Origin of the sequence: Pantoea sp. GM01, from assembly GCF_000282675.1 — a bacterium.
Classification (GTDB): domain Bacteria; phylum Pseudomonadota; class Gammaproteobacteria; order Enterobacterales; family Enterobacteriaceae; genus Pantoea; species Pantoea nemavictus.
In genome coordinates this window covers 50371-74634 of record NZ_AKIU01000007.1, presented here as the reverse complement: position 1 = coordinate 74634, position 24264 = coordinate 50371, and the positions used below count along the sequence as shown (strand labels likewise).

Genomic DNA, 24264 nt, shown 5'->3' with positions numbered 1-24264 from the left:
CGCTTTTTTTATGAGCGGGGATTATCAAAAGACCTTCTGCCACGAGGTTTAGAAAAAATGAATGTAATCGCGTCAAAAAGGTTAGGGTTCCCGAGTAATAAAGGTCGCGACTACATTCTTAAGCAATAGGTGTAACTGGCTGAAAAATGAAAGTAGCGCTCATGCGACGCTGTGTTTGGAATTGATCGAATGCTTCAATTGGGCTGACATTTTCCAGATTACTAAAGTTGAGCCTTTCAAATAAATGACGTTCAATACGTGAGGATATGATGTATTCGTCATTAAGGTGCCCAGTCTGTTTGCTAATTCTCTGAGTAAAACCGCTGACGATAACTGTATTGAAAGGCAGCGCGCAAAAAGCCATGCCAGCCAGCCGCAATACGATCCCGTGCACATGAAGAGCATAACGTTCTCGCATGGCCTTTTGTGACAACTCTTTCTCAATGATCTCTGTGCCTCGGGCATTCACCCGCACCGATGAATTGGGCAGCATTTCATGCTCTGGCAAATCCACTTCCATGAGGATTTCAGACGTGGAAGTATTTACCTGAAACGACACTAGCGTCTCGCGTGGCCAATCAGCAGCCTGAATGACTTCGGACAGAAGTGATTCGAAATAGTTATTATCGCTGGCGAATTGAGATGCAATGTTAATCGCTTTACTCGCAATCTTTTTTTCATGCTCAGCCGCATCGAATTGCCAGTTAGCGTACTGCTCCGCCCAGATCTGGCGCATCGCCTGATATCGCTTCAAATGAAGTTCGTTTTCCTGTTTACACTCTTCGACTTTGCGTTGCCATTGCTCAATATTTTGTGTTTGCCGTTCCTGCCGCGCAGAGGCTGATTCAAATATTCGGCCAATAAGACTTCGGCCTTGGTTGTCTTCAGGTTGTTCAGGGGCAACAAGGGGAGCGGGCTTTTCGGGACGGGCAGGTGCAGGCACATTGTAGGGCTGCAACATCAACTGGCGATAATGCGATTCCAGCTCGGAGTAGGAATGCCCCATGCGAGGATCAGGTGTAAGAAGATAGATATTCACAATATCGTCTACTGCCTGATTAAGCGCTTCAACCTCTTGCTCAAGCTCTTGCCGTAAATGAGGGTCCTCTTGTTTAGAGGCATTACGTTTTCTGCTCGCTGCACTTGCCCGGTCGAGCCGGGTACGGTAGCTCAGCCCCGTTCCTGGAAGCCCAAGATTGGCAAAAGTACCGCGCTTGCCAAATGAAACGGAGGCCCCTCGCGGCCCAACACTCAGACTCGCACCGGAGGTGCTCAGGTTCATCCTTACACCTGGAATAATGCTAATCGATTTTCGAAACCTAAATCCCATGTTACTCACTATTCCTTGTAATTATTGAGTGAGGGTCAACAGTTGCCATTATTCCCGGTTTACTGCGTCGACAGGATAGTCATTAACCTTATCTACCCTATCGCAAATATCACGCTAACAGTATGCGGATGTTTATCGACTGAGTCAGTGAGCATTTTAACTGATTATTGTAATCGGCATACATCGTTTGCCCAATTTACTTGAGAGGTGAACACGGTGAAAATCGTCGCCATCAACTCCTTAAGCTGCCTTTTACCGAGTGAATTAATCAGAACTTTATTGGGCCAGCATTTTTGAATAAATGTCGTAATTTTCCTCATCAAAGCACACCAAATTGACTTGTTCGATGTTGGGGTTGTCATGTAAGCACTGATCAATCACACCCAATGCGATCTCAGCCGCCAATATCTTAGGAAATCTGTAGATACCAGTGCTGATATTCGGAAACGAAACGGTTTGAATGTCATATTCTTCTACCAATTTAAAACAGCTCTGATAGGCATTTTTTAACAGTTTTTTTTCGTCATGTTGCCCGTCATGCCAATGTGGTCCAACGGTATGAATGACATATTTTGCCGGTAAATCTCCCGCCGTGGTGATGACTGCATCCCCGACTTTACAGCCACCTTGCCGATTCATTATTTTCTGACATTCAGCCAAAATCGCTGGCCCGCCTGCCCGATGGATGGCGCCATCAACCCCGCCTCCGCCCAGCAAAGAGGTGTTGGCGGCATTCACAATAGCGTCTGCCTGAACGTTGGTTATGTCGTCTTTAAGTAATGCTATTTTGTTCATGTTAGTTCTACTCCTCAGGGTTAGCCAAAGGCTATGCAATCATCCTCTCATTCCATCCATCCTTAAACACAATGTTACCGTCCACATATTTCCATGTGATCGTTTCATATCGTAGCTCAATATTTTCCAGATGCGTGCTGGTCTGGCCGTTTGGCAGCAGGGCCGGAGAGATGCTGGAGATTTTGACGTTATCCAGGAGGATATTAAAATACTCAACCTCAATGCCCGCTTCGTTAATTCGGTACATTTTGATGGTCGCTGATTTCAGCGTTCTGGCCTGACACAATGCACGAAACAGCACCGGCGTTGTTCTATCGAACTCCTTTTGAACGGATATCGGTGCATGAATTCGTGTGGCTGTCAGCCTTCCGGTGTGCGGATCCACGGGGATGGTAATATTATGCATGACCGAGTTGAGCTCTATCGAACCCAGTCTGGTCGGCATCATGCACGAGCCCACAATCGGCGAACCGCTTTCATCTTCTAACCAGATATGTGCTGGAGTTGACATATTTAATCCTTTAAATTAACGAAATTTATAAACAAAAAATGTCAGAGCGCATAGATAAAATATCCCCACACTCAACATCCCACTATCTGGATAATAAATTACCTTTAACACTCCAAATATTAAAGTCGTTATAACCGGGCCATAGATACATAACAAAAACTTTCCTTCAGTTATTAACCACTGTTTTAAAAATCTCTTCATGCCTTTCCCATTAATTTCATTAAAACTTCAGCGATCTCATAATCTGAAAGCCATTCATTTTTAAGTGCGCCTGCACGTATTAGTGTAGTTTCAACAAGGAAATACATCATTTCGAGCTCACGGACATATAATGCGTGATAATAAGGCGGATGCATTAACTGCAGGCGCTTCGCGCTGTCTGCTGCATTCTGAACTACACCATATATTCCCAAGCCACCGGCCACAACCCCAACGACTTGTCCAATGTTTCTTCCAACAGGTAGCGTAATGTTGAGTCCCGCTACGACCGCAAGAGTCGCGCCCAGACTAAATGAAGATGAAGTGAGTGTACTTGCAGCGATATGGATGTTAGCCCGCATTAGATGCATTTTTATTACTTCAAGCTGCCGGAAGTTTCTGTTTTGCAGTTGATAATCTAAGTATGTTTTTAGCAGTGAGAAAACAATATTTCGCTCTTTTACTAACTGCGCTACCCCCATCAGGAATCGATTATCTTCCAGCGCCTGTTTTTTACAAACATCATAATACTCATCAGTAAAACACGATGCATAAAATGAAAGCCGGGTCGCCCCTTTATTGATCTTATTGACTTGTTCGGAAACTGCATCAATAACGCCGGCAACCGCATTGTCGAGCTTTTCTGCCAGAATCCTTTGCGCCTGAAGCTGCCGTATCACCGCATCACTGTGGTACATATATATCCCTATAGTTAATTCCGTTAACCACGAAAACTATAGGGGCATGATAAAATTCAATGAAGCTAAATTTTAGCCAGTTGTGATCCGTATTCATAAAAATAACATCGCTGAACATCGCCCTTAGCAATGCGATTTACTCTTTCAACTAAGGAAATTTCTGAGGTGGATCAGTTAGCGTATTATTTATTATTTAATGCGCTAACTCACCGTTGATTAACATAATTTGTTGCGGCGCGATTATCGCGCGTATTGCTGACAGCACCGCACCCATCCACATATTGCGTAATGAATTGCGCCGCTACGACGCGTGAAAATAGGTTTATGCGCTCGCATCAAATCATCACCAAACCACCATCCACGTGCAGCGTCTGCCCGGTGACAAACTCGCTCCAGTCTGATGCCAGAAACAACACCGGCCCGGTGATATCTTCCGGGCGCGCGATGCGGCGCAGCGGCGTTTGTGCCGTCAGGAATTCGCGCACCTCTTCGTGTGTTGCCTGGCTGGCATCGGTGGGATAAACCAGTCCCGGTGCCACACAGTTGACGCGAATGCCCAGCGGACCCAGCTCTGTCGCGAGCGCGCGGCTAAAACCGATCAGCCCCGCTTTCGCCGTGATGTAGTCGTGATAAGGCACGGAGGGACGCGCCACCAGATCGGTGACGATATTGACGATGCTGCCACGCACCTGCGTGCGCATTAAGGGCAGCGCCGCCTGGCACACGTTGTAGGCAGCTTGCACCGCACCGTCGAACTGCGTCTGGTAAGCTGACCATGGCGTTTCCCAGAAACGCTGGCGGTTGTCCGTGTCGAAAACGTAAGGAGCGAAAGCATTGTTGATCACCGCATCGAGTCGGCCGGTGGCGTTGACGATCTGCTCCATCATCGCATTGACCTGCTGCTCTGAGGTGACATCCGCAGCGATCGCTAGCGCGTCACCGCCGAGCGCGCGGCACGCCTCGACCACGCCTTCCGCCGCCGCTGCATTGCGCAGATAGTTGACCACCACCAATGCCCCTTCAGCGGCGAAGGCTTTGGCAATCGCGGCACCGATACCGCGGCTGGCGCCGGTGACCAAAACCGTACGGTTGGAGAATTTCATCCTGGCTCCTATAAAAATATCTTGAGTGATTTTGCCTGGTGCGCATGAATATGCACCCTACAAAACCGCACCATCCCGTCGTAGGGCCGCCATTCATTGCGACCAAATCAGTCCGCGTAAGGCGCGAACCCATCGGCAGCGGCTTCGGCACCCTGCTCGATTTCCGTAATGCGCACCAGATCAAGCAAGCTAAAACGCCCATCGTGGTGCCAGCCCGCCTGCGGCGACGTCATCTGGCCGAACGCGGTAATGCGGGTCACGCCAACCTGCCCAAGTAGCGCGGCAAGGCGGAACAACTCCTGCGGCGTGGCGGCAACGCCTGCCGTCTGCAGAAAGTCGCGCTGCGGCGCTATCAAACCGATCGCGTCATCCAGCACATCAACCGGCACCACTTTCAACGTTCTCCCCAGCGCGGAGGGAGCCAGCGCTGCAGCCTGGGCGACACACACCACCGCCCAGCTGTCGGCAGGCGCGCCGTATAAGGTGCGATCGCCCGCCAGCGCGCGCAGTTCTTCACCATTGCGCCACGCCGCGATGCTGTTGATCTCTTCGATCGCCAGCGCACGACGCGGATGTTTATGTTCCAACGCGGCCAGCTCATGCGCGACGTAAGCCGCAAACTCATCGGGTGAAATCTTGCCGCCGCGCTCCACAAACAGCATCTGCGGCGAGTAACATCCGGCCTGGTCGTAACGCATCACGTCATACGCCACGCGACGTGCCAGATCCGCGCCCTGGCGGGCATTGAGCGCCGAACGTGCCACCAAACCAAAACTGATTTTGTGCCCGTGCGGCAGAAACCGCGTGGTGACCGGCAGACGCTGCTGAATCGCGGCGAGCGTTTGATTGCCGCCATAGGCAACCACTACGTCGGGCTGACGTAGCCAGGTCGGCTCAGTTTCAGCATCGCCCCCTTTCCACCACACCACCGCCAGGCATGCGCCCAGTTTAGGGTCGATTTCTGCCAGCAGTTGGGCGAACCAGCTCGCCATCAGCGGCTCATTACCGGGCAGTTTGCCGATAGTGCCGGCCTTCACCAGCAAACCGCAGATCAAACTCCACAGCGGTAAGCCCGGCACATTGCCAGCCCAGATATGCAGCAGCAGCTGCGGACCAAATGCGCGCGCAAAGCCGCCATTAGGCCGTGGCTGAAACGCATCCAGCATCTGCGCATCGGCAAAGTCCTCAGCCAGAAAGCGTTTGAGCTGCGGTTCGCGGAAGGTTTTGAGATAGCCGGTTAAGCCGAGGCGCACCATCTCGGCATCGTAACCGGTGACCATCGGCAGCAGCTTTTCGGCTTTGATGCGCAGCGGATGGGTGCGATCCAGCAGCCGCGCCACCGCTTCATCAATAATCGCGATGATTTGCGCGACGCTGAGCTGGCTGAGATAGGCGCGAGCATTAGCACTAATTCGGGCTGACAGCGCCGTGATCTGTTGATCGTTGAGCTGCGGAACACACACCTCAAGACTTTCGCCGTGCTGGCTAAAACTCAGCGTGCGCCACTGCACCTCATCGGCAGAAAGACCGGGCAGATGTCCGGCAAACTCTCTCACGCCTGCACCTGCGTGGCGGCCAGAAACGCTTCCATGGTCAGCGAACAGCCTTTTGCATCAGCGCCGGTCACACGCCCTAACAAATGGAATCCGCCCGGCACCATCCTGCCGGCATCTTCCGTCAACAGGGCAGAAACCGAGTTGAAATGTGCAAGATCGTGATGCACTAGCACGCCAATTTCACCTGCAGGCAGATCCTCGCCGGTCAGCGGATTGACCACGCGGGTGCGCACCCAGTGCGGCCCGGATTTTACCGGCGGACAGTTTTCATTGCCCTCGTCATAGAACTGCGTGCTGATTTCCGTCATGCCGTACATGTTGATGCAGTGCGAGCGCGGGATTCCGAAGGCGGCGGAGATCGCAGCGTAAAATTCTGCGGGTTCCATTTCGCGCGACTGACCTTTAAAGCCGCCGGTATCGAGAATGCGGCTGCCTGCGGGCAGCGAGAAACAGCGCTGCTGGCGCTGCATCTCATCCAGCAGGTGGACAAAACTGTAGCTGGCGCCCAGCAGCGCATAAGGCTCGCCGCTGGCTTCAGCCTGCTGCAGGGCGCAGAAAATGCGCGCCACGTCGAGCCCGTGTTCATCCACCATCACTTCACTGCCGGGCGTGCCAAACTCCTGCAGCGCCAGGTCAAGATAGGTCGCCAGCGATGAGTTCGGCATCACCACGTTATTCGGGAACAAAATGCCCATGCGAATACGATCCATGCCCGCCATGAAGCGGCGGCGGAAGTTCAGCCGCATCGAGCTCTTCCACACGTCGAGCGTGGGATGATAACTGCGTCCTTTTACCGTGCCGGTGGTGCCGCTGGTCATAAAGATCGCTTCGATATCGTCCGTTGGACGACAGCTGAGCGTCAGATCTTTAAAGGCGGAGATGGGAATAGCGGGAATGTTGCGCCAGTGCTTTACGGTGAACGGCGTACGTCCGCGCTGAGTCGCGAAGCGGCGATAAGGCTGATTATGCTGGAATTGATAAGCGAAGATGTCGAGCGCCAGCTGGTTGAAATCATCGTCTGAAGCATCCTCACGCTGTAGGAATGTGAGCAGCGCCTGGATAATTGCCGATTCGGTCATGTTCGTAGCCACCTTTGCGATTGTGCAAAATCTCCCAGGCAAGGCCTGAAGAGTGCGAACTGTCCGCTACAAAGCACAAAGATGGAATCAGGGCGTGCAAGCCCTGTGGTTCCGCATCCCTACGCCGGTATTAGCCGGATCAGGTTCGGAGGGTCACTACGTTCCAGCGCATCAACGCCAGCCGGTAGAATCTCAGCCCGCTAACCGGGCACCCCTTGGAACAGACCGCAGTCTAGGATGGCGGCGGATGATGTGTCAACTATGTTAAAGGTGCGGCTGAATTAAGCAGTCACGCCTGCCGGCCCGGCATAAATCCTGGCTTGCCTTATACTTTTGTTAAGTATTTTTACCGGAGGTGACGTATGGCGGGCGGCTGGTCTGAAGATGGTGCGGTGCACAAACAAATTGATGCCACGGTGGATGATGCGGTGGCCCGTGCACGCCAGAATATTGGTCACGGTGAAAGCGCCGAGTTTTGTGATGAGTGCGGCGAGCCTATTCCGGAAGCGCGTCGCGCTGCGTTAGCGGGCGTACGTTACTGCGTGAATTGTCAGAGCAAGATCGATAAAAAACAGGCGGCAATCAGCGGTTATAACCGCCGCGGAAGTAAGGATAGTCAGCTGAGGTAGCCGCCCGCATTTCTTAATCCATTCAACGCGCAACGCAGGCAAATCGCTCATCAAGTAATGGATAGTTTTTCGCGTCAGGCAGCTCGAAGTGCCACCATTCGGTTGGCATAGCGACAAAACCTCCGGCAAACATAATCGCATTCAGTAGCAGGCGATTACGTTGTGCTTCTGAGGGGACATTCGGATGATAGGGATGTGACTCCACCTCCATCGCATCGAATGCGGTGCCCATATTCAGCGGCTGGCCTTGTGCATCAATGAGCGTCAGATCGATTGCCACACCCCGACTGTGATTCGAACCCTGGGCGGGTGGCACCACATAATCTTTATCTGGGCAGGCATCCCACAGATGCCACTGCGCTTGCTGCGGCCGATAGGCATCAAGTATTAGCAAGCTCAATCCCGCCAGCCGGGCGATCTCAATGCTTTTTGCCAGTGCGTCGGCGGCGGCCGGATGCAGCAATGCTTTTGCCTCACGGTAAATGGCGTAGCCGGCGATATTATCCGCCGTGGCATATTTTAGATCGAAGCGTAAGGCGGGAAAGGTTACTGCTAAATCAATCAGTTCAACATCCTGCGTCATAACACCTCCTGGTCATTTGTGGCCCGGCAATGATAATAACTGACGCGATAAATTTGTCAGCCGTTCTGCGCCAGCGTGCGTAATGCGCACCGTTTCGCTGAACGCCAGGCCTTGCGCCGAAATATACATGTGGAAAACCATATTCTCTTCCAGCAGCCACTGCGCCTTTGCATGAAAACTGCAGGAAAAATCACTGGGTCGTGGCGTGCGTGTATAAAGCCCCAATGCATAACCGGTAATGTTGGGGTAATCCGCGCGTAATCCGCTCCTGAGCACCTGATCGCGCACGATAGTATCCACCTCGTGTGCCACCATTCCTGGTTTCATTGCCGCAAATTGCTGGTCCTGTATCGCGATCAGCTGTTCTGCCAACTCGGCACGCTGCGCTGCTATCTGGCCAACAATAAAAGGCCGCATCAGCCGTGCGCTGTAATGCTTCACTTTCGGGATCAGCTCGACGTGCAGCACATCGCCGTTCTCAAGCCGTTGCTCGTGACCGCTGGCATGCAAAAAACCATTATCACCGCTGGCGATCACAATCGGTCCAGTTTCGCCGGTATCCGCGCCCAGCCGTAAAAACTGTCCGGCAGCCAGCGCGGCGACATCGCGCACGCGCCAGCCGCTTTGCACTTCGGCACCAATCTTCATCAGCGTGGCGTCCGCGATGGCAGCTGCCTGACGCAACGCGGCGATCTCCGCCGGGAATTTGACGCTGCGCAGCCGATCGCTTAGCCCGGTTAAATCATGCCACGTAGCTTGCGGTAGATAGCGCGAAAGCTGCTGCCAACTATGTACCGTCATGCCGTAGGAGTAAAAATCTGCGCCGATGCGCACCTGTTGATATCCGCGGCGTATCAAGCTTTGCGCCACCGCGTGCCAGGCATCTTGATCATCGCGATAGCTTTCCACTTCAAGCGTCGGCGATTGCGCGCGACATGGCGCTTCATCCAGCTGGCGCAGCACCATCCAGGGCTCGCCGTTAAGAGGTACCAGACAGGCGCGGTACAATGTTTCAGAGACAGTAAAACCGGTGAGCCAGGCCAGCAGCTCACCGTGATCCACCAGCAAGATATCGACCTCGCTCTGCTGCATGGCGGCACGCAGACGCATCAGCGCTTCAACCTGCATTACGCGGCCTCAACCGGCTGGCAAATCTCCAGAATGGCCAGCAGATAGATGCGCACCATATCAAGGAATTCACTGATTTCTACGCGCTCATCCGGCATGGTGTTGTATTTGCCGCCGGGTCCACAGACGATCCCTTCCATACCCGCATGCTGATAAAGATGTGCCGCGTCGGTGCCAAAGAACGCCGGAGGTGTGATCACGCCGGTCGGCTGCTCGGTGCCGCGCACGGTTTTCCAGCCGCGATTCACCGCTTTAACAATGGCGGATTCCGGTGACACTTCAAACGGCAACATGGTGGGTTTATCGCGGATGCCATCATCATATAGTTCAGCTTTCAGGCCCGGATAGTGCTGGCATAACGTATTCAGCAGCGCCTGAAGATCGCCGAGCACACCTTCCACCGTTTGTCCCGGCGCAAAACGTGCCGAGCCTTTTAAGCGCACAAAGTCAGCCACCTGCGGCGGTCGCCACTCTTCCAGATCGCGGCCTAACGCACCATGCACGGTGCCGATGTGACCACGATTAATCTTCAGATGTTCAGCGGTTTTAGCGCCGCTAAAGGTCATGCCGTTAATCTGCGGAATCAACTCGACGGCGGCGCTGATCGCATCCACCGCGTCTTCACGTTTTGACAGATGGCGCGTATCGCCGGTGAGCTCAATCGTAAACATCAGCGAACCGGCGTGCATGGTTAGCGCTTGCAGATCGGTCGGTTCGGCATTGATGAAGTAGTCGGCGCGCGCACCTTGCTCAATCGCCGCCAGCGTACCAATTCCGCCCTGCAACTCGCCCACCACGTAGGTCAAAATCACATCGCCTTTCAGCTTTACACCGGCATCAATCAGCGTTTTTAACGCGCAAAAATAGGCGGCATCACCCGCTTTCATGTTCGAAACGCCGATACCATAGATAAACTGTTCATCGATTTTTCCTTCCCAGGGATCGACGGTCCAGCCCTCAGTGACCGGATTGGTATCCAGATGTCCGTTGAACAGCAGGCTTTTTCCTCCGCCGCTACCCGCCAGCCGCCCGATGGCATTCAGCCTGCCGCCGGGCACGCTCTGCAGTTCGGTTTCCAGGCCTTGCTGCGCCATCTGCGCGGCCATGTATTTCGCCAGTTCACGCTCGCCATCGGTGGCGCTGTAGCTTTTGTGCTGCACCATTTTTGCCAGGAAAGAGAGACAATAGTCGCGATCGATATGATGAATTAACTGTTCAGGTTTCATGTTTTTCTCGTCATGCAACGGACTTTGAAAAGTCGGGAATATGCACCGCATCAAGCAGTGCACGGGTATAAGGATGTTGCGCCAGCGCCGTCATGTTCTCGCCAGGCAGCACTTCCACCACGTCACCGCGATACATCACGGCGACACGATGGGCGATTTGGCGAATCAGGTTGAGATCGTGGGTAATAAACAGATACGCGGTGCCGTAGCGGCGGCGCAGTTCCAGCAGTAGCTCGATAATGGTGGCCTGTACCGAGACATCAAGCGCGGCGGTGATCTCATCACAAATCACCAGATCCGGCGGATTGGCAAACGCACGGGCGATGGCGACACGCTGCTTCTGCCCGCCCGAAAGCGCATGCGGATAACGTTGAGAAAACTCCGCTGGCAAACGCACTTCCTGCAGCAGTCGCGTCACAGCCTGCGCTTCGGTTTCACCCGCGGGTAAACCATATAACCGCAGCGGCCGCGCGATGATTTCGCCGATGGTCATACGCGGATTCAACGAAGCATCGGGGTGCTGGAAAATTAGCTGCACCCGGCGGCGATACTCTTTATCCATCTGCGCCCGGCCAGGCAGCGTGTAGCCACAAAAATCGAGCTCACCGCTGAACGGCACCAGCCCGGTGATGGCTTTACCCAGCGAGGACTTTCCAGAACCGGATTCGCCGACCACGCCGAGAATTTCTCCCTGATGAACGGTGAGCGAAACCGCATTGGCGGCGCGCGTGGTATTGGCTTCACGCTTCAGCAGACGATCGAGAAAACCGTGTTTGCCATAATCAATAGTCAGTTGCTTCAGGCCAAGTAACGGTTGATTGCCTGGCGCGTCCTGCAGCAGCCGATGATGCGGATTGGGCACCGCCTCAATAAGTTTGCGGGTGTAAACATTTTGCGGCGCGTTAAACAGGCTGCGCGTGTCGGCCTGTTCGACAATACGTCCCTGTTCCAGCACACAGACGCGATTGGCCACTTTCGCCACCAACGCCAGATCGTGCGAGATGTAGAGCGACGCTACACCGGTCTCTTCACGTAGACGCGCGTAAAGATCGAGGATTTGCGCCGAACTAATTACATCTAACGCGGTGGTCGGTTCATCAAAAATCATGCAGTCCGGCTGGCAGGCGAAAGCGGTGGCGATCAGGATGCGCTGCTTCTCGCCACCCGAAACCTGATGCGGATAGCGGCGCATCATGCGCGCCGGATTTTTAAGTTCAACGTCGTGCAGCAGCGATTCACCCAGCTCTTGCGCTTCACGCGCTGATAAACCGCGATGGCGGCGTAACACTTCAGTGACCTGCTCACCCAATGTCAGCGTGGGATTGAGCGAGGCGCTCGGATCCTGAAAAATCATGCCCAGTTTGGCACCGCGCAGCGCAGTCATTTTGGCTACGGGCAAGGTCAGTAGACTTTCACCGTTCAGGCGAATATCGCCCTGCAGCTCGCGCGCATTGCCTGCTAGCCAGCGCATAATCGCCCAGCCAAGCGTGGTTTTGCCGGAACCCGATTCGCCTACCAGCCCCAACACTTCGCCGGGCATCACCTGCAAGTTGATGTCACGCAACACCGGCAGAGCATGCCCTTTGGCTAACGCGTAATCGAGGCTGTAATTTTCCACCGACAGCACCGGTGCAAGGTTGTCACTCATCAGTGGCTCCTTGGGTTGAGCACATCACGCAGCCCGTCACCCAGTAAATTAAAACCAATGGCGACCAGCGCTATGGCGAGGCCCGGAATCATCATCATCCAGGGTGCATTGAAGAAGTAGGCGCGTGCTTCAGAGACCATTAATCCCCATTCTGGCTCAGGCGGTTGTGCGCCCAAACCAAGGAAACTCAGGGTGGCAAACAGCATGATGGCGAAAGCGACGCGAATGGTGGCTTCCACAATGATCGGCGCCAGAATATTCGGCAGCATTTCGCGCAGGATGATGTAGTGCCCAGCCTCACCGCGTGCGATGGCGGCGTTAATGTAATCCTGCTGGCGGGCGGCCAGCGCTACGCTGCGCGAGATACGCACCATGCCCGGCACAAATGCGATAGTAATCGCCAGCACCGCGTTCATGCTGCTCTGCCCGAGCGTGCTGACAATCAGCAACGCAAACAGCAGGCTGGGAATCGCCATCACCGCATCCATGGTGCGCATCATGAACTCATCAAATTTGCCGCCCAGATAGGCGCTGGCGGTACCAAGCACCGAACCGATTACCATCGCCAGCGCGGTAGCCAGCAGCGACAGTAAAATGGTTGAGCGTGCGCCCACCATCACGCGGCTAAAGATATCGCGGCCCATCTGATCGGTACCAAACCAGTGTTCCGGGCCGGGCGGCTTATAGCGCGTCAGGATCGAGATAGATTCGGGATCAAAGGGCGCGACGTGCGCACCGCCAACCACCATTAATAACGCCAGCAAGATAATCAGCACACCAGCGGCGCCCTGCGGTGAACGCAGTAAACGTTTCAAAATATCAGGCATAGGAGATCCGCTTATCGAGAGTGACGTAGGCCAAATCAGCCAGGAAATTCACCACTGAATAGGTCGCGGCGAGGATCATCACGCCAGCCTGAATGGTGGGCAGATCGCGCGCCTGCACGGCGACAATCAATTCGCGGCCAATGCCGGGAATGGCGAAGATTTCCTCCACCACCACAATGCCGCCCAGCAGATAACCAACATCCAGCGCCACAATGGTGATGGTCGGCAACAAGCCATTACGCAGCGCATGTCGCCAGAGAATGCGGCGACGTGATAAGCCCTTCAGCCACGCGGCGCGAATGTAATCGGTATGCAGCACATCAACCATTTCTGAGCGCACCATGCGCGAGACGTGCGCCACCAGAATCAGCGCCACGGTCACCGACGGCAGAATCAGGTGCTGAATGCCGCTGACAAAATTCTCACTGAGCGGCACATAGCCGGTGGCGGGCAAAATCTGCCAGACATCGGCAAACAACAGCAGCACCAGCGTAGCAGTGACAAATTCCGGGAAGGAGATGCCGATATAGGAGATAACACTCACCAGCACATCCGCAGTTTTGCCGCGCCGCACCGCCGCCCAGATGCCGAGGGGAATGGCGATAATCAGCATCAGGATTAAGGCGCACACCGCCAGCAGTAGCGAGCGCGATAACGCCGTCAGAAGTGTCGGCGCGACTTCGAGGCCATTACGCATCGATACGCCAAAATTGCCCTGCAGTGCCTGCGTCAGCCAGTGCCAGTATTGCAACCACGCCGGGGCATCCAGCCCCAGACGTTCACGCACCGCCGCCAACGCTTCCGGCGTAGCGTTTTGACCCAGCAAGGTGACAGCCGCATCGGCCGGTAACAGTTGAGTAATGCCAAAGACCAGCAGTGACACCACTAACAAGGTGTAAACCATCAGCAGAAGGCGTTTAAGCAGATAACTTGCTGTCACGTTCGCTCCTTACACTGCGCGCTTCGGCGCTTTGTCGGTTAACCAGATATGGTCAAGACGGAATACCGCACCGCGCGGATGCAGATGATATCCGCCGACATAATCGCGGCTGGCGGCGAGCAGATCGAAGAAGGTAGGGATCACCGATGGCACTTCGTCATGCATCAGCTGCTGGGCTTTGCCATACAGCGTTATGCGCTGTGCTTCATCACGGGTTTCACGCGCAGCACCGACAGCTTTATCAAACTCCGCATTGTTCCAGCGCGTTTCATTCCACGACGCGGTTGAGGTGTAGAGCAGAGAGAACACCGCGTCAGGCGTCGGCTGCATGTTGTAAAAGCCGACGTAGAAATTGCCCTTCTTCCACACCTGATCGAGATAAGTGCTATGCGCCATGGTCTGCACGTTGATGCGAAAACCGCCCTGCTTCGCCATCTCGCGCAGGGCGATGCCCAGTTGCGTGCGGGTGGCCGGTTTGTCAGAGGCGATAAGCGTTAAATCGAGACCGTTGGGGTAACCGGCATCCGCCAGCAGCGCTTTGGCTTTGCTGTAATCCACCGCTTTTTTTGCCAGGTTGGCGAAAAAGGGATACGCGCTGTTAATCGGCGTGTCGTTGCCCGGCGAACCCAGGCCATCCGCCACGAAGTCCACCGACGCCTGGCGATCAACGCAGAGAGCCAGCGCCTGACGTACCCGTACATCGTTAAAAGGTTTTTGGTCGCAGCCCATGTTCACATTGAGGAACTGGCCGGAGGCCACACGCAGCGGCAGCACGCCGGAAGATTTGGACAGGCGCGCGAACTCGCTCGACTGGGCGCTTAGCATCAGATCGGTGTCACCGGAGATCAGCGCTGAACTCTCCGCGATGCCATCGGGATAAACCACCACTTCCACACCATCAAGATAAGGACGCGCCGCATCGTAGTAATGCGGATTACGCTTCACCACAATTTTGCGTTCTGGATCGTAGGACACCAGCTGGAAAGGACCGGCCCCGAACGAGGCTTTACTGAGCTTGTCATATTGGCCTTGTGCGATAGTGGCGGGGATAATTTTCGCATCCGGATAAGCCAGCATCACCGGCAAATCGGCGTAAGGCGTATCGGTTTCAATCAACACCGTATGGGTATCTGGCGCGCTAACGGTTTTAATCGGCCCAATATTATGCAGCGCCGGTGAGGCATTTTTTGGATCGAGTAGTGCCTGCAGGCTGGCGACCACATCGGCAGACGTCAGCGCGGAACCGTCGCTGAACTTCAGGTTCGGGCGCAAGGTAAACGTCCACTGTTTCAGATCGGCGTTGGCCTGCCAGGATTGCGCCAAATCGCCTTCGGCTTTCATCTCCTGCGTCAGACGCGTTAAGCCGCTGTACAGCAGTTCCGCCACCAGATATTCCGGGTTGACGCGGATCTGATGCGGATTCAACACGCTGACGGCCTGATCAACGCTGATGCGCAGCACGCCGCCTTTACGCGCCGTGCCGCCTGGGGTGGCGCTCGCCACCTGCGCGGCATGGGCCGAGAACGACCAGGGCAGCATCGCTGCACCCGTCAGAGCGGTACAACTGGCGATAAACTGTCTGCGGTTTAACCCTTTCATTGCGCACATCTTCTCTTCCTCGTTAATTAGTTAACTACCCTGGGTTGGCTGAAAATCATCGGCGAGATACGCCAAAATGGACTGCGAAAGTGCGATCAAATCTGCCAGCGTTGTGTACTCATCGGCGGCATGAATGCGATTGTCAGGACGGGCGAGGCCGCCAAGTAAAATTTCCTGAATCCCAGCTTGCTGGACCCAGCCCATATCGGAACTGGTGGACGATCCCCAGGGTTTGAACTCGCTGGGTTGGAAGCCAAATCCCCGACTCAGCGCCGCCTGCCAGCGCGGCCAGTGCGGGCCGTGAGGATTAGCGACCGGCGCCAGATGACCAATCATTTGCAGCGTGACATCGAGCGCGTGGCTGCCGCGCATCGCGCTTGTTACACACTGCGTTAGCTCCTGCCACACCTCGTCAAAGCACTCTTCCGGCGCATAGCGGCGGTTAATCAGTAGCTCAAACCGTTCAGGAATGGTCGAGCCTTTGCTGCCGCCCTGCGCGGCGGCCAGCGTTAACAGTGACGTTAGCGGTTTGCCGTGATAATGCGGTGGGGAAGGCATCGCCGAGGTGCGTTGTTCCACCTCGAGCTTCAACTGATAAAGCGCATTCATCAGCGGCAGCGCCGCTTCGATTGCATTGATGCCGTTAACCGGATCGCCGGAGTGCGCCGAACGTCCGGTGATAATCACTTTGAGATCGATGCTGCCAAAGCAGCCGGACCAGATGCGCGGCACCGCGCCACCGTTGAAGCTGAGCAGGTGACCGGAGAAAAGCTGTTGTTCCGCCAAATAACGGATACCGGGATACAAACCACCCTCTTCATCGCTACACAACAGAAATACCGGATTAAAACGCAGCGGGAGGGCCGCCGCCTGCGCTGCGCGCACTGCTGCCATGGCGGCAACAATGGTGCCTTTCATGTCTGCCGCACCGCGCCCAAACAATTTGCCTTCCGCCGCGGTTAGCGTCAGCGCCGGAAAACGCCAGCCATCGCCGGCAGGCACGGTATCGGTATGGAAGTAGAGATTGCAGTTTTCTGCCGCACCGGCATTGAGTGATGCCAGCAGATTGACGCGTTCACCGTACGCGCTGCCGTCCGGCGCCTGCCATAGATGTTCCGGCACAGAGACACGTGCAAAGTAAAAATTCAGCGGTTCCAACAAGTGCATCATCACGTCAGCAAATGCGCCATAACCGTTGCCCGGCGGGAAACAGGTATCCACCTCAAGCATCTGTTTAAGGTCATCCGTCATTTGCGCGCCATCATTAGCAATCATCGCTAATGCACTGTTGAAGCGTGAATTTTCCATCATAGGATTATCGTCTGTTGTATTTCTATATAGTTTATAGATAATGCAATTCAACGACTGAGGTCAATCGGTAATCAGAAACATGCAAAAAAACTATGACGCAAATGATGCGCAACCTTTCGCCCGACTCAGCGAAGGTGAAGGTGCGCCGCTGTATGAAGTGGTCAAGCGCCATATCAGCGAATCGATCCTGCAAGGTGAATTGCCCGCAGGCACCATTTTGCCGAGTGAAAATAGCCTGGCGGCGAAGTTTGGTGTTTCGGTTGGCACCGTGCGTAAAGCGCTGGCCGCGCTAACGACGGAAGGCATGCTGATGCGACGCCGCAAAACCGGCACCGTGGTGACCGGCTGGGCACCGCTGCACAATCTCAGCCATTTTTTCCAGTATTTTCGCCTGCACGATAAAACCGGCGGGTTGCTGCAATCTGATACCCGATTACTGGATTATCAGCTAAGCCATGCTAGCGCCAACGAGGCAGAGAAACTGCAAATAGGTCAAGGCGATGCGGTGATCCGACTGAAGCGTTTACGTCGCGTGATGGGAATCGCCGCGATGCATGAATCGTTGGTGTTGCCCTCGGCGCGTTTGCCCGATTTCCCACCCGCAGATCAGTTACCGCCGCTGCTCTATCGCTATCTATTTGAACGCTACGATCTACGTGTAGCCGCCGTGCGTGAACAAATTACCGCCACGCTGGCGAATGAAGAGGATGCAGTGCTGTTGGAATTGAGTTTGCCGCACGCCGTGATGGTGATTGATGAAGTGTCGTTTGATCAGAGTGCCCTTCCGGTAATTTTGGCGCACCACCGCTTTAGCACCGAACACTTTATGTACGTGAATGAGATTCGCTAAACACACGACATGAATCGCCGTATGAGTAAAGTTAAACAGCCATATCCCCTGGTTTCTGGCTGTTTTGGGAAAATGTTCTAAGCTATTTAGGTAGTTAAAACTTATTCCACTGAAAGGAACTCATCACGATGAAAAAAACAGTATTGGCAACCGCATTTCTTGGCACCTTTATGGCAATGACGTTAACAGCCTGCTCATCAAACCAGGCGATTAAGACCACCGACGGACGCACTATTGTTACGTCGGGCAAGCCACAAATCGACAGTGACACCGGCCTTGTTTCTTACAAAGATGCGCAAACCGGTAAAACTGAGCAGATCAATCGCGACAAGATTACCAACATGAGCGAACTGGATAATTAATATCCTTAAACTCGCCTGGAGAGACGACTAATGAAAAAAACAATTTTGCTTTCTATTTCTGCAGTGATTGCCCTGTCCGCCCTGACCGGCTGTACACGTACATCCTACGCGATTCATACCAATGATGGCCGTACCATTGTGACCGATGGCAAACCGCAAGATGCAGAAACTGGCCTGCTGGGTTACGTTGATGCCAATGGCGTGAAGCAGCAAATGAATAAGAGTGATGTGAAAGAAATCTCTGAGATTCCTAAGAAATAAGTCGCTCGCTCAATTCCGCCCGCTAGTACAAGTTATCTTGCCTGGCGGGCGGATTTTTTTTGGCTTAACCCGCCACATCCTCGATAAATTTTTTACTCTCACTGAGTACCTGAACAATGCGTTCCAGCGCGACCGGCGCGGCGCTGCGTTGCGGCGTGCTGTCCGCCAGCCGATGCATACGCAGCGGGATTTCCAGCGTGCAGGGAATGTCACGCTTAACCAGCTCCTTTAGCAGCGGTTTGTAATCCAGCAGCCCCTGGCCAATGGCCGGGAAATGAAACTCACTGCCCTGCTTCACCACATCCTTGATATGACAATGACGCATCTGTGGTAACAGCTGCATCATCTGCTGTATCGCATCCGCCTGCGGTCGCAGCGACACCATATTGCCGGCGTCACCGTTAAACGCCAGCGCCGCACTGCCTACCTCGCGTAACAGCTGTTCTCCCTCTGCCGCCAGGGCAAACGCATCGTAATTGGCATCACCGCCATTTTCGAGCAGCAAACAGCAGCCAGCCTGTTCCAGCTGCGGCGCAATCTGACGCAGATTATTCACCAGCGCAGCGTAATCCTCGTGCTTTGCCGTACAGGCGTTAAGCAGTTTGACGCCGATTGCCTGGGCAAAGCCAATGCGCGTTTGCAGGTAGCCGACCGCTTCCGCTCGTGCGAGGTTAAAGGTGCAGCCTAGCGCCAGCGTTTTCAGCTGATGTTTGTCCAGCAGCGAGCGTATGTGTTGCGCATTCTGCTGGCTAAACAGACTGTCATCCAGATCGCCGACATATCCCTGGTTATAGGCCAACTCAACGTAGTCATAACCAAGCTCACGGATGATGCCGAAAGCGAGGTCCATATCGTGCCCATCGAATATTGAGGTGTTAACGCCAAGTTTAAGCGGATGGGACATAGCGAAGGTTCTCCTTGAGTGGGGTTGCGGCCGTAGACAACGTCGGGCGGTAATAGCGCAGCGCGTTGTCGTAGAACAGCCGGTATTGCATGTCATAAGGCAAATGCTCAACCATCTTTTTGAAACCGGTATACAGGGTGTCAAAAGTGACGCACAGGCTATCGACCGGGAAATTACTGGCGAACATGCAGCGATGAGTGCCAAACATCGCTAGCGTATCGCGCACAATGCCCTGATTGCGCGATACGCTCCACGGGTGATCGCGCTCACCGAGGCCCGAAATTTTCACCGCGACATTTTCATAATCCGCCAGCGATGACATCGCCTGGCGCCATGCCGTTAGCCCTTCCGCGCTGCGGTCTGCGGGCAAACCGCAATGATTAAGTATTAGCGTGGTGTGTGGAAAGTCACGCGCCAGGCGGCAAGCTTCATCCAGATGCCACCACGGCGTTTGCAGATCGAAATGCAGTGCATATTTCTGCAGTTCGGCGTAGCCGTTGAGCCAGCGTGGGTTGCTCATCAGGCTATGTTCTCCGCTGCGAGCCTGCTGCCAGCTGGCGGCGCCGCCGGGTTTGTGCCGCACGCTGCGCACCAACGGATAGGCAGCTTGCCACTCCAGTACCTCACTAACATCAGTGCGATCAAGCCAGGCCTGTGCAATCACCGCATTGGGATAACCGAAGCGTTTTGCCAGCTGATGGATATAGCGTGTTTCACTCAGAGGTGCCGCCGGATCCCACTCGGCTTCCATATACACCGTGGCTTCAACGCGGTGCGTGGCGGCATCGCGCAAGTAATCTGGCGGCAGATAGTCGCGCTTAATCGCCTCATAGTTGCCGTAACGGAAGGGGATCTGCGCATCGGGCTGGAGCCAGGGATGCGGATTCTGCTGCGGCTGCCAGAAGTGCTGATGTGGATCGATTATCGGACCGTGATACATGATGGTGCCTCCTCGCGTGGTTGCATGCCAATCAGGCAGGTACCCAGCACATACACCGCTGAACAGCCGGCAAAAAACAGCGGGATGCTGTCATAGTGCACCCCCATCTGCAGCATAATGCCCACCAGCAGCGGAACGGCAATTCCTCCCACGCTACCTGCCATGTTCATGGCGCCGCCCACCAGCCCCATCTTCTCACGGGTGGTCAGCAGCGCAGGTAAACTCCAGTACAAACTGCCCCACATCAGGAAAAACGCCGCGACGCACAGCAGCGCAACTGCCGCGATCGCACTGCTGAGATAGGGCAACGAGAGGAATGCCGCCAGCGCCACCGTACCGGACATGGCCAACAGACCTTTCAATGCGCGTCCATGTTGCATGCCACGTTTTACCAACGCATCCAGCAGGAAACCGCCGGAAAGCGAACCCAGTGCGCCAAACAGGAAAATAATGAACGTGGCGTTGCCGATGGCGATGAGATCGAAGCCACGCGCATGGGCCAGATAGCTTGGTCCCCAAGTGAGCAAACCAAAAAACATCATTGCCCAAGCCGCGCGTCCGGTGAGCATCGCTACTAATGTAGGCCGTGCGATGCCAAAGCCACGCGTGGCAGATGGCTCACTCGCTTCCGCTGGCGCAGCTTCTGCGTTAATTAACGCGCGCTCTGCCGCATTCACGTCGGGATGCTGTGCCGGATCGTCGCGCAGCCAGTGCCAGGCAACCCACGACATCAGCAGCGTGGCAACACCGGTAATGGCAAACACCAGCCGCCACGATCCCAGCATCACAATCAAATGCGCAATGATCAAACCGCCCAGCGCTGCGCCAATCGGGCCGCCGCAATCCATCAGTACCGCGCCGCGACCGCGCTCATTCGCAGAGAGCCACAGTGCGTTGAGTTTGCCGCCCGCCGGAAACAGTGGTGCTTCAGCCGCGCCTAGCATCACGCGTGACAGCAGCAGTGAGATACCACCGGTGGCCAGCGCCGCCAGCGTCTGGAACACGCCCCAGAAAAATGTCGAATAGGTGATCATGCATCGCGGACCATAACGATCGATCATCCAGCCACCCGGTAGCTGCAACAGAGCGTAGGCCCAGAAGAAACAGCTGAGAATCACGCCTTGCAGCGTCGGCGACAGGTTAAATTCGGCCGCGATAGTCGGCATGGCGATGGAGAGCGAAACCCGGTCGATGAGATTGATCACCACCAGTGCAAAAATAATGAAAAACAGCGTCCAGCGAACTCGCGTCGGGCGGTTGTCGTTGTGCATGGGGCCTCCCCGGTGAAGAAGGATGCATCCCGACAACACGCCGGGATGCTGAAGCCGCCTTAAGCGGCGCTGGATGCCATACGCACCAGCAGGCGGAAAGCGTTCTCAAACGCCGATGGCGTGGCCAGATTTTGCCCATAAAGGTTGTAGGCGGTGCCGTGATTGGCGGTGGCAATGGGGATCGGCAGTCCGCCCTGCACGGTAATGCCGCGCTCGAAGCCCAGCATTTTTAGCGCCGTGGCAAACTGGTCGTGGTACATCGAGACCACCGCATCCAGCTGCTGTGTCTCCACCGCTTTATAGGTGGTATCTGCCGGATAAGGGCCATAAACATCAATGCCTTGCTGTTTAGCTTTAGCCATCGCCGGTTTAATAATGGTTTGCTCTTCATCACCAAACAGGCCGTTCTCCCCGCCGTGGGGATTAAGCGCCTGTACCGCGATTTTTGGCTGAGCGATGCCCGCCTGGCGCAGCGTGCGATCCATAAGCGCAATGGTATCGACGATGCCCTCAACGCTGAGGTTCGGCACAATGTCGCGGAACGGAATGTGCGAGGTTGCGCGACCGGCCCAGAGGTTATCCACTACGTTCACCTCACAGCAGAAATGGTCCCATTTCAGCAGTTCAGCGAACCAGTGCAACTCGTCACGATGCTGCAGTCCACCCATGTGCATCGCTTGCTTATTGAGCGGTGCAAAACAGACGCCCTGGGTGATGCCCTGCTGGGTTAATTCCACCGCGCGCGCCAGCGTTTCCAGAATATACACGCCGCTCTGTTCGCTGGCATTGCCGTAGGCAAAAGGCGTGCGCTTTGACCAGTCATGATTGAGCAGTAACGGTTTGCCCGGCGTGAAGTGAATGTCTGCGCTAGCGGTGATCTCCTCATAGTCAAAACGTTGTCCGGCAATGGTCATGCCTTTTTCCAGCTCGTGACGATCGGCAATGATGATGACGTTAGCCAGCTCACGCAGCGCCGGTTGCGCCAGCACTTTGGCGACCAACTCCGGACCAATACCTGCTGGATCGCCCAGCACCAGTGCAACAGAAGGTTTTTTCATCAGGATTTCCTCAGTGATAAGCATTGTTTGCGGGCTGAACTTCACCGCGAGCAGGTGCATCTTCGGACAACGGAATGTCCGGACGCATAAAGAAGGTGAGCACGATGCCGACCATCAGCAGCACCACCGAGCCATAAAACGGCAGGCTCCAGTTGCCGGTTCTATCAATGATGATGCCAAACAGAATCGGTGAAATGATGCCCGCTACCGCTGAACCGGCGTTAACCAAACCGCTGGCCACGCCGACGTACTTAGGCGTGATCTCCATCGGCACCGCCCAGATGGGCCCAATGGTCAGTTCGAGGCAAAAGAAAGCCAGGCCAAGGCAGGCGGTGATCAGCGTCATGTTGGTAGAACTGATCACCGGAATCAGCAGTAAACCGGCGCTCAGGAAGCTAAAGATGATGACGTTACGGCGCGCGGCGACCACATTGCCGGTACGTTTCAGGATTTTGTCACTCACAATCCCGCCTACCGTGTTGCCCACTACGCCAGAGAGAAACACCGCCGAGGTGAACAGTGCGGACGATTTCAGATCCATGCCGCGACCATTCATGAAGAACGTCGGCAGCCAGGTGAAGAACAGCCAGCCCGTCCAGCCGTAGCAGAAATAGACGCCCATGGTCGGTCCAATTCGCTTGAGCAGCGCTTTCCACGGCGTTGGCGTTTTCACTTTGTCCGTCATATAGGCGTCAAGTTTAGGCAGGATTTTGCGCTCCTCATCACTCATCTCCGCGATGTGGTGCGGGTTGTCGCGGAAGCCGGCGATCCAGAAACCCAGCCAAACTGCGGTGATGACACCTAATGCAATGAAGGAGAAGCGCCAGGAGTGCATCAGCACCAACAGCGCCACCAGCGATGGCGTGACGGCATTACCGAAGCGGGAGAATGAGTGGGTGATGCCCTGCACGAAGCCGCGTTTTTCACTGGAGAACCAGAAGGTCATCGCGCGCGCCTGCGAAGGTAAGGCCGCCCCTTCGCCCACACCGAGCAGCATACGTGACAAGAACAGTGAGGCGAAACCGCCGGCAAAACCGGTGCAAATGGTCGCCACCACCCAGATGCTGCCGCAAATGATGATGGTTTTGCGGGCACCGAAGCGGTCCACAAACCAGCCGCCGATAATCTGGAACACTAAATAGGTGTAAGCAAAGGCGGAGAAAATCAGCCCCAGGTCGGTGTTGTTGAGGCCCAGATCCTGTTTGATCAGCCCTGCCGCCGTCGAAAGGTTGACGCGATCGACGTACATCAGAAATGACAGGGCGCAGAAAAGCGCCAGCACTTTTGTGCTGTATCGGTTTTTCATGGAGGAACCTTTTAGCGTGAGGTCAGAGGTTATATTGGCCTTGCTCAAATGAACGCGTGTTGTTCATTTGTTATATTTTATCGCTTATTTTTCGCCTGCTCATTGTGAGCGTCATCACAATAAGCCTGCTAAGTAATTTTCGTCGTTCAAG

At 54.8% G+C, this 24264-nt stretch carries 24 protein-coding genes and 1 riboswitch; of the genes, 4 read left to right on the top strand and 20 right to left on the bottom strand.

What is annotated here, in order from left to right; translation table 11 throughout:
* Positions 1–118: 118 nt before the first annotated feature.
* From PMI17_RS03030 to PMI17_RS03000, 7 genes are all read right to left on the bottom strand, one after another.
* Positions 119–1330, bottom strand: coding sequence for a DUF4236 domain-containing protein (locus tag PMI17_RS03030; protein WP_036620063.1), 1212 nt, complete (start codon positions 1328–1330; stop codon positions 119–121).
* A 276-nt stretch (positions 1331–1606) separates the two neighbouring features.
* Positions 1607–2125 carry an O-acetyl-ADP-ribose deacetylase gene (locus PMI17_RS03025; protein ID WP_007885944.1) on the bottom strand — a complete coding sequence of 173 codons (519 nt, stop codon included), beginning with the start codon at positions 2123–2125 and terminating at the stop codon, positions 1607–1609.
* A gap of 31 nt (positions 2126–2156) precedes the next feature.
* Positions 2157–2636, bottom strand: a complete 480-nt coding sequence (locus tag PMI17_RS03020; protein ID WP_007885943.1) for a type VI secretion system tube protein TssD — start codon at positions 2634–2636, stop codon at positions 2157–2159.
* Positions 2637–2833: 197 nt separating this feature from the next.
* Entirely contained in the window at positions 2834–3532 is a 699-nt protein-coding gene (locus tag PMI17_RS03015) for a hypothetical protein (RefSeq protein ID WP_007885942.1), read from the bottom strand.
* Between the two features lie 335 nt (positions 3533–3867).
* Complete coding sequence (locus PMI17_RS03010; RefSeq protein ID WP_007885941.1) at positions 3868–4635, bottom strand: 3-oxoacyl-ACP reductase; 768 nt, start codon at positions 4633–4635, stop codon at positions 3868–3870.
* A 107-nt stretch (positions 4636–4742) separates the two neighbouring features.
* Positions 4743–6191: an acyl-CoA reductase gene (locus PMI17_RS03005; protein ID WP_007885940.1), complete on the bottom strand. Its 1449-nt coding sequence runs from the start codon at positions 6189–6191 to the stop codon at positions 4743–4745.
* Positions 6188–7270 carry a long-chain-fatty-acid--CoA ligase gene (locus PMI17_RS03000; protein WP_007885937.1) on the bottom strand — a complete coding sequence of 361 codons (1083 nt, stop codon included), beginning with the start codon at positions 7268–7270 and terminating at the stop codon, positions 6188–6190. The genes PMI17_RS03005 and PMI17_RS03000 overlap by 4 nt, the downstream gene beginning before the upstream one ends.
* A 99-nt stretch (positions 7271–7369) precedes the next feature.
* Positions 7370–7496, bottom strand: a riboswitch (TPP riboswitch).
* Positions 7497–7632: 136 nt separating this feature from the next.
* On the opposite strand from PMI17_RS03000, the gene PMI17_RS02995 reads away from it, so the two are divergent.
* Positions 7633–7899, top strand: coding sequence for a DksA/TraR family C4-type zinc finger protein (locus PMI17_RS02995; RefSeq protein WP_007885936.1), 267 nt, complete (start codon positions 7633–7635; stop codon positions 7897–7899).
* A 22-nt stretch (positions 7900–7921) separates the two neighbouring features.
* Here the strand turns inward: PMI17_RS02995 and ddpX are convergent, their stop codons facing one another.
* Genes ddpX through PMI17_RS02955 form a run of 8 tightly spaced genes read right to left on the bottom strand, consistent with a single transcriptional unit; the run spans position 7922 to position 17161 of the window.
* Entirely contained in the window at positions 7922–8482 is a 561-nt protein-coding gene (gene ddpX / locus PMI17_RS02990) for a D-alanyl-D-alanine dipeptidase (RefSeq protein ID WP_007885934.1), read from the bottom strand.
* Positions 8483–8494: 12 nt separating this feature from the next.
* Positions 8495–9610 (bottom strand): Xaa-Pro peptidase family protein, encoded by a 1116-nt coding sequence (locus PMI17_RS02985; RefSeq protein ID WP_007885932.1) that lies wholly within the window; start codon positions 9608–9610, stop codon positions 8495–8497.
* Positions 9610–10836 (bottom strand): M20 family metallopeptidase, encoded by a 1227-nt coding sequence (locus tag PMI17_RS02980; RefSeq protein WP_007885923.1) that lies wholly within the window; start codon positions 10834–10836, stop codon positions 9610–9612. The genes PMI17_RS02985 and PMI17_RS02980 overlap by 1 nt, the downstream gene beginning before the upstream one ends.
* A 10-nt stretch (positions 10837–10846) precedes the next feature.
* Positions 10847–12484 (bottom strand): ABC transporter ATP-binding protein, encoded by a 1638-nt coding sequence (locus tag PMI17_RS02975; protein WP_007885922.1) that lies wholly within the window; start codon positions 12482–12484, stop codon positions 10847–10849.
* Positions 12484–13311: an ABC transporter permease gene (locus PMI17_RS02970; RefSeq protein WP_007885921.1), complete on the bottom strand. Its 828-nt coding sequence runs from the start codon at positions 13309–13311 to the stop codon at positions 12484–12486. The genes PMI17_RS02975 and PMI17_RS02970 overlap by 1 nt, the downstream gene beginning before the upstream one ends.
* Positions 13304–14251 (bottom strand): ABC transporter permease, encoded by a 948-nt coding sequence (locus PMI17_RS02965; RefSeq protein WP_007885920.1) that lies wholly within the window; start codon positions 14249–14251, stop codon positions 13304–13306. Before PMI17_RS02965 ends, PMI17_RS02970 begins: the two co-directional genes overlap by 8 nt.
* Before the next feature lie 9 nt (positions 14252–14260).
* Positions 14261–15859 (bottom strand): ABC transporter substrate-binding protein, encoded by a 1599-nt coding sequence (locus tag PMI17_RS02960; RefSeq protein WP_007885919.1) that lies wholly within the window; start codon positions 15857–15859, stop codon positions 14261–14263.
* Between the two features lie 21 nt (positions 15860–15880).
* Positions 15881–17161: a M20 family metallopeptidase gene (locus PMI17_RS02955; RefSeq protein WP_007885917.1), complete on the bottom strand. Its 1281-nt coding sequence runs from the start codon at positions 17159–17161 to the stop codon at positions 15881–15883.
* 79 nt (positions 17162–17240) lie between these two features.
* On the opposite strand from PMI17_RS02955, the gene PMI17_RS02950 reads away from it, so the two are divergent.
* The 3 genes from PMI17_RS02950 to PMI17_RS02940 all read left to right on the top strand — a co-directional run bounded on the left by PMI17_RS02950 (position 17241) and on the right by PMI17_RS02940 (position 18634).
* Positions 17241–18011 (top strand): GntR family transcriptional regulator, encoded by a 771-nt coding sequence (locus PMI17_RS02950; RefSeq protein WP_007885915.1) that lies wholly within the window; start codon positions 17241–17243, stop codon positions 18009–18011.
* Between the two features lie 128 nt (positions 18012–18139).
* Positions 18140–18373 carry a YgdI/YgdR family lipoprotein gene (locus tag PMI17_RS02945; protein WP_007885913.1) on the top strand — a complete coding sequence of 78 codons (234 nt, stop codon included), beginning with the start codon at positions 18140–18142 and terminating at the stop codon, positions 18371–18373.
* 30 nt (positions 18374–18403) lie between these two features.
* Positions 18404–18634: a YgdI/YgdR family lipoprotein gene (locus PMI17_RS02940; protein ID WP_007885911.1), complete on the top strand. Its 231-nt coding sequence runs from the start codon at positions 18404–18406 to the stop codon at positions 18632–18634.
* Positions 18635–18698: 64 nt separating this feature from the next.
* Here the strand turns inward: PMI17_RS02940 and PMI17_RS02935 are convergent, their stop codons facing one another.
* The 5 genes from PMI17_RS02935 to PMI17_RS02915 are packed head-to-tail and all read right to left on the bottom strand — an operon-like array spanning position 18699 to position 24113.
* Positions 18699–19538, bottom strand: a complete 840-nt coding sequence (locus PMI17_RS02935; protein WP_007885908.1) for a sugar phosphate isomerase/epimerase — start codon at positions 19536–19538, stop codon at positions 18699–18701.
* Positions 19522–20478 (bottom strand): amidohydrolase, encoded by a 957-nt coding sequence (locus PMI17_RS02930; protein WP_007885906.1) that lies wholly within the window; start codon positions 20476–20478, stop codon positions 19522–19524. Before PMI17_RS02930 ends, PMI17_RS02935 begins: the two co-directional genes overlap by 17 nt.
* A complete protein-coding gene (locus tag PMI17_RS02925; RefSeq protein ID WP_007885905.1) occupies positions 20460–21749 on the bottom strand; it encodes an MFS transporter in 1290 nt (429 codons plus the stop codon). Before PMI17_RS02925 ends, PMI17_RS02930 begins: the two co-directional genes overlap by 19 nt.
* Before the next feature lie 59 nt (positions 21750–21808).
* Entirely contained in the window at positions 21809–22807 is a 999-nt protein-coding gene (locus tag PMI17_RS02920) for a 4-hydroxythreonine-4-phosphate dehydrogenase PdxA (RefSeq protein ID WP_007885904.1), read from the bottom strand.
* A 10-nt stretch (positions 22808–22817) separates the two neighbouring features.
* A complete protein-coding gene (locus tag PMI17_RS02915) occupies positions 22818–24113 on the bottom strand; it encodes an MFS transporter (RefSeq protein WP_007885903.1) in 1296 nt (431 codons plus the stop codon).
* Positions 24114–24264 lie beyond the last annotated feature (151 nt).

Excerpts from the sequence above, each read along its gene's own strand:
- PMI17_RS03030 (WP_036620063.1), bottom strand. The coding sequence starts at position 1,330 with ATGGGATTTAGGTTTCGAAAATCGATTAGCATTATTCCAGGTGTAAGG.
- PMI17_RS03025 (WP_007885944.1), bottom strand. The coding sequence starts at position 2,125 with ATGAACAAAATAGCATTACTTAAAGACGACATAACCAACGTTCAGGCA.
- PMI17_RS03020 (WP_007885943.1), bottom strand. The coding sequence starts at position 2,636 with ATGTCAACTCCAGCACATATCTGGTTAGAAGATGAAAGCGGTTCGCCG.
- PMI17_RS03015 (WP_007885942.1), bottom strand. The coding sequence starts at position 3,532 with ATGTACCACAGTGATGCGGTGATACGGCAGCTTCAGGCGCAAAGGATT.
- PMI17_RS03010 (WP_007885941.1), bottom strand. The coding sequence starts at position 4,635 with ATGAAATTCTCCAACCGTACGGTTTTGGTCACCGGCGCCAGCCGCGGT.
- PMI17_RS03000 (WP_007885937.1), bottom strand. The coding sequence starts at position 7,270 with ATGACCGAATCGGCAATTATCCAGGCGCTGCTCACATTCCTACAGCGT.
- PMI17_RS02995 (WP_007885936.1), top strand. The coding sequence starts at position 7,633 with ATGGCGGGCGGCTGGTCTGAAGATGGTGCGGTGCACAAACAAATTGAT.
- ddpX (WP_007885934.1), bottom strand. The coding sequence starts at position 8,482 with ATGACGCAGGATGTTGAACTGATTGATTTAGCAGTAACCTTTCCCGCC.
- PMI17_RS02985 (WP_007885932.1), bottom strand. The coding sequence starts at position 9,610 with ATGCAGGTTGAAGCGCTGATGCGTCTGCGTGCCGCCATGCAGCAGAGC.
- PMI17_RS02980 (WP_007885923.1), bottom strand. The coding sequence starts at position 10,836 with ATGAAACCTGAACAGTTAATTCATCATATCGATCGCGACTATTGTCTC.
- PMI17_RS02975 (WP_007885922.1), bottom strand. The coding sequence starts at position 12,484 with ATGAGTGACAACCTTGCACCGGTGCTGTCGGTGGAAAATTACAGCCTC.
- PMI17_RS02970 (WP_007885921.1), bottom strand. The coding sequence starts at position 13,311 with ATGCCTGATATTTTGAAACGTTTACTGCGTTCACCGCAGGGCGCCGCT.
- PMI17_RS02960 (WP_007885919.1), bottom strand. The coding sequence starts at position 15,859 with ATGTGCGCAATGAAAGGGTTAAACCGCAGACAGTTTATCGCCAGTTGT.
- PMI17_RS02955 (WP_007885917.1), bottom strand. The coding sequence starts at position 17,161 with ATGATGGAAAATTCACGCTTCAACAGTGCATTAGCGATGATTGCTAAT.
- PMI17_RS02950 (WP_007885915.1), top strand. The coding sequence starts at position 17,241 with ATGCAAAAAAACTATGACGCAAATGATGCGCAACCTTTCGCCCGACTC.
- PMI17_RS02945 (WP_007885913.1), top strand. The coding sequence starts at position 18,140 with ATGAAAAAAACAGTATTGGCAACCGCATTTCTTGGCACCTTTATGGCA.
- PMI17_RS02940 (WP_007885911.1), top strand. The coding sequence starts at position 18,404 with ATGAAAAAAACAATTTTGCTTTCTATTTCTGCAGTGATTGCCCTGTCC.
- PMI17_RS02935 (WP_007885908.1), bottom strand. The coding sequence starts at position 19,538 with ATGTCCCATCCGCTTAAACTTGGCGTTAACACCTCAATATTCGATGGG.
- PMI17_RS02930 (WP_007885906.1), bottom strand. The coding sequence starts at position 20,478 with ATGTATCACGGTCCGATAATCGATCCACATCAGCACTTCTGGCAGCCG.
- PMI17_RS02925 (WP_007885905.1), bottom strand. The coding sequence starts at position 21,749 with ATGCACAACGACAACCGCCCGACGCGAGTTCGCTGGACGCTGTTTTTC.
- PMI17_RS02920 (WP_007885904.1), bottom strand. The coding sequence starts at position 22,807 with ATGAAAAAACCTTCTGTTGCACTGGTGCTGGGCGATCCAGCAGGTATT.
- PMI17_RS02915 (WP_007885903.1), bottom strand. The coding sequence starts at position 24,113 with ATGAAAAACCGATACAGCACAAAAGTGCTGGCGCTTTTCTGCGCCCTG.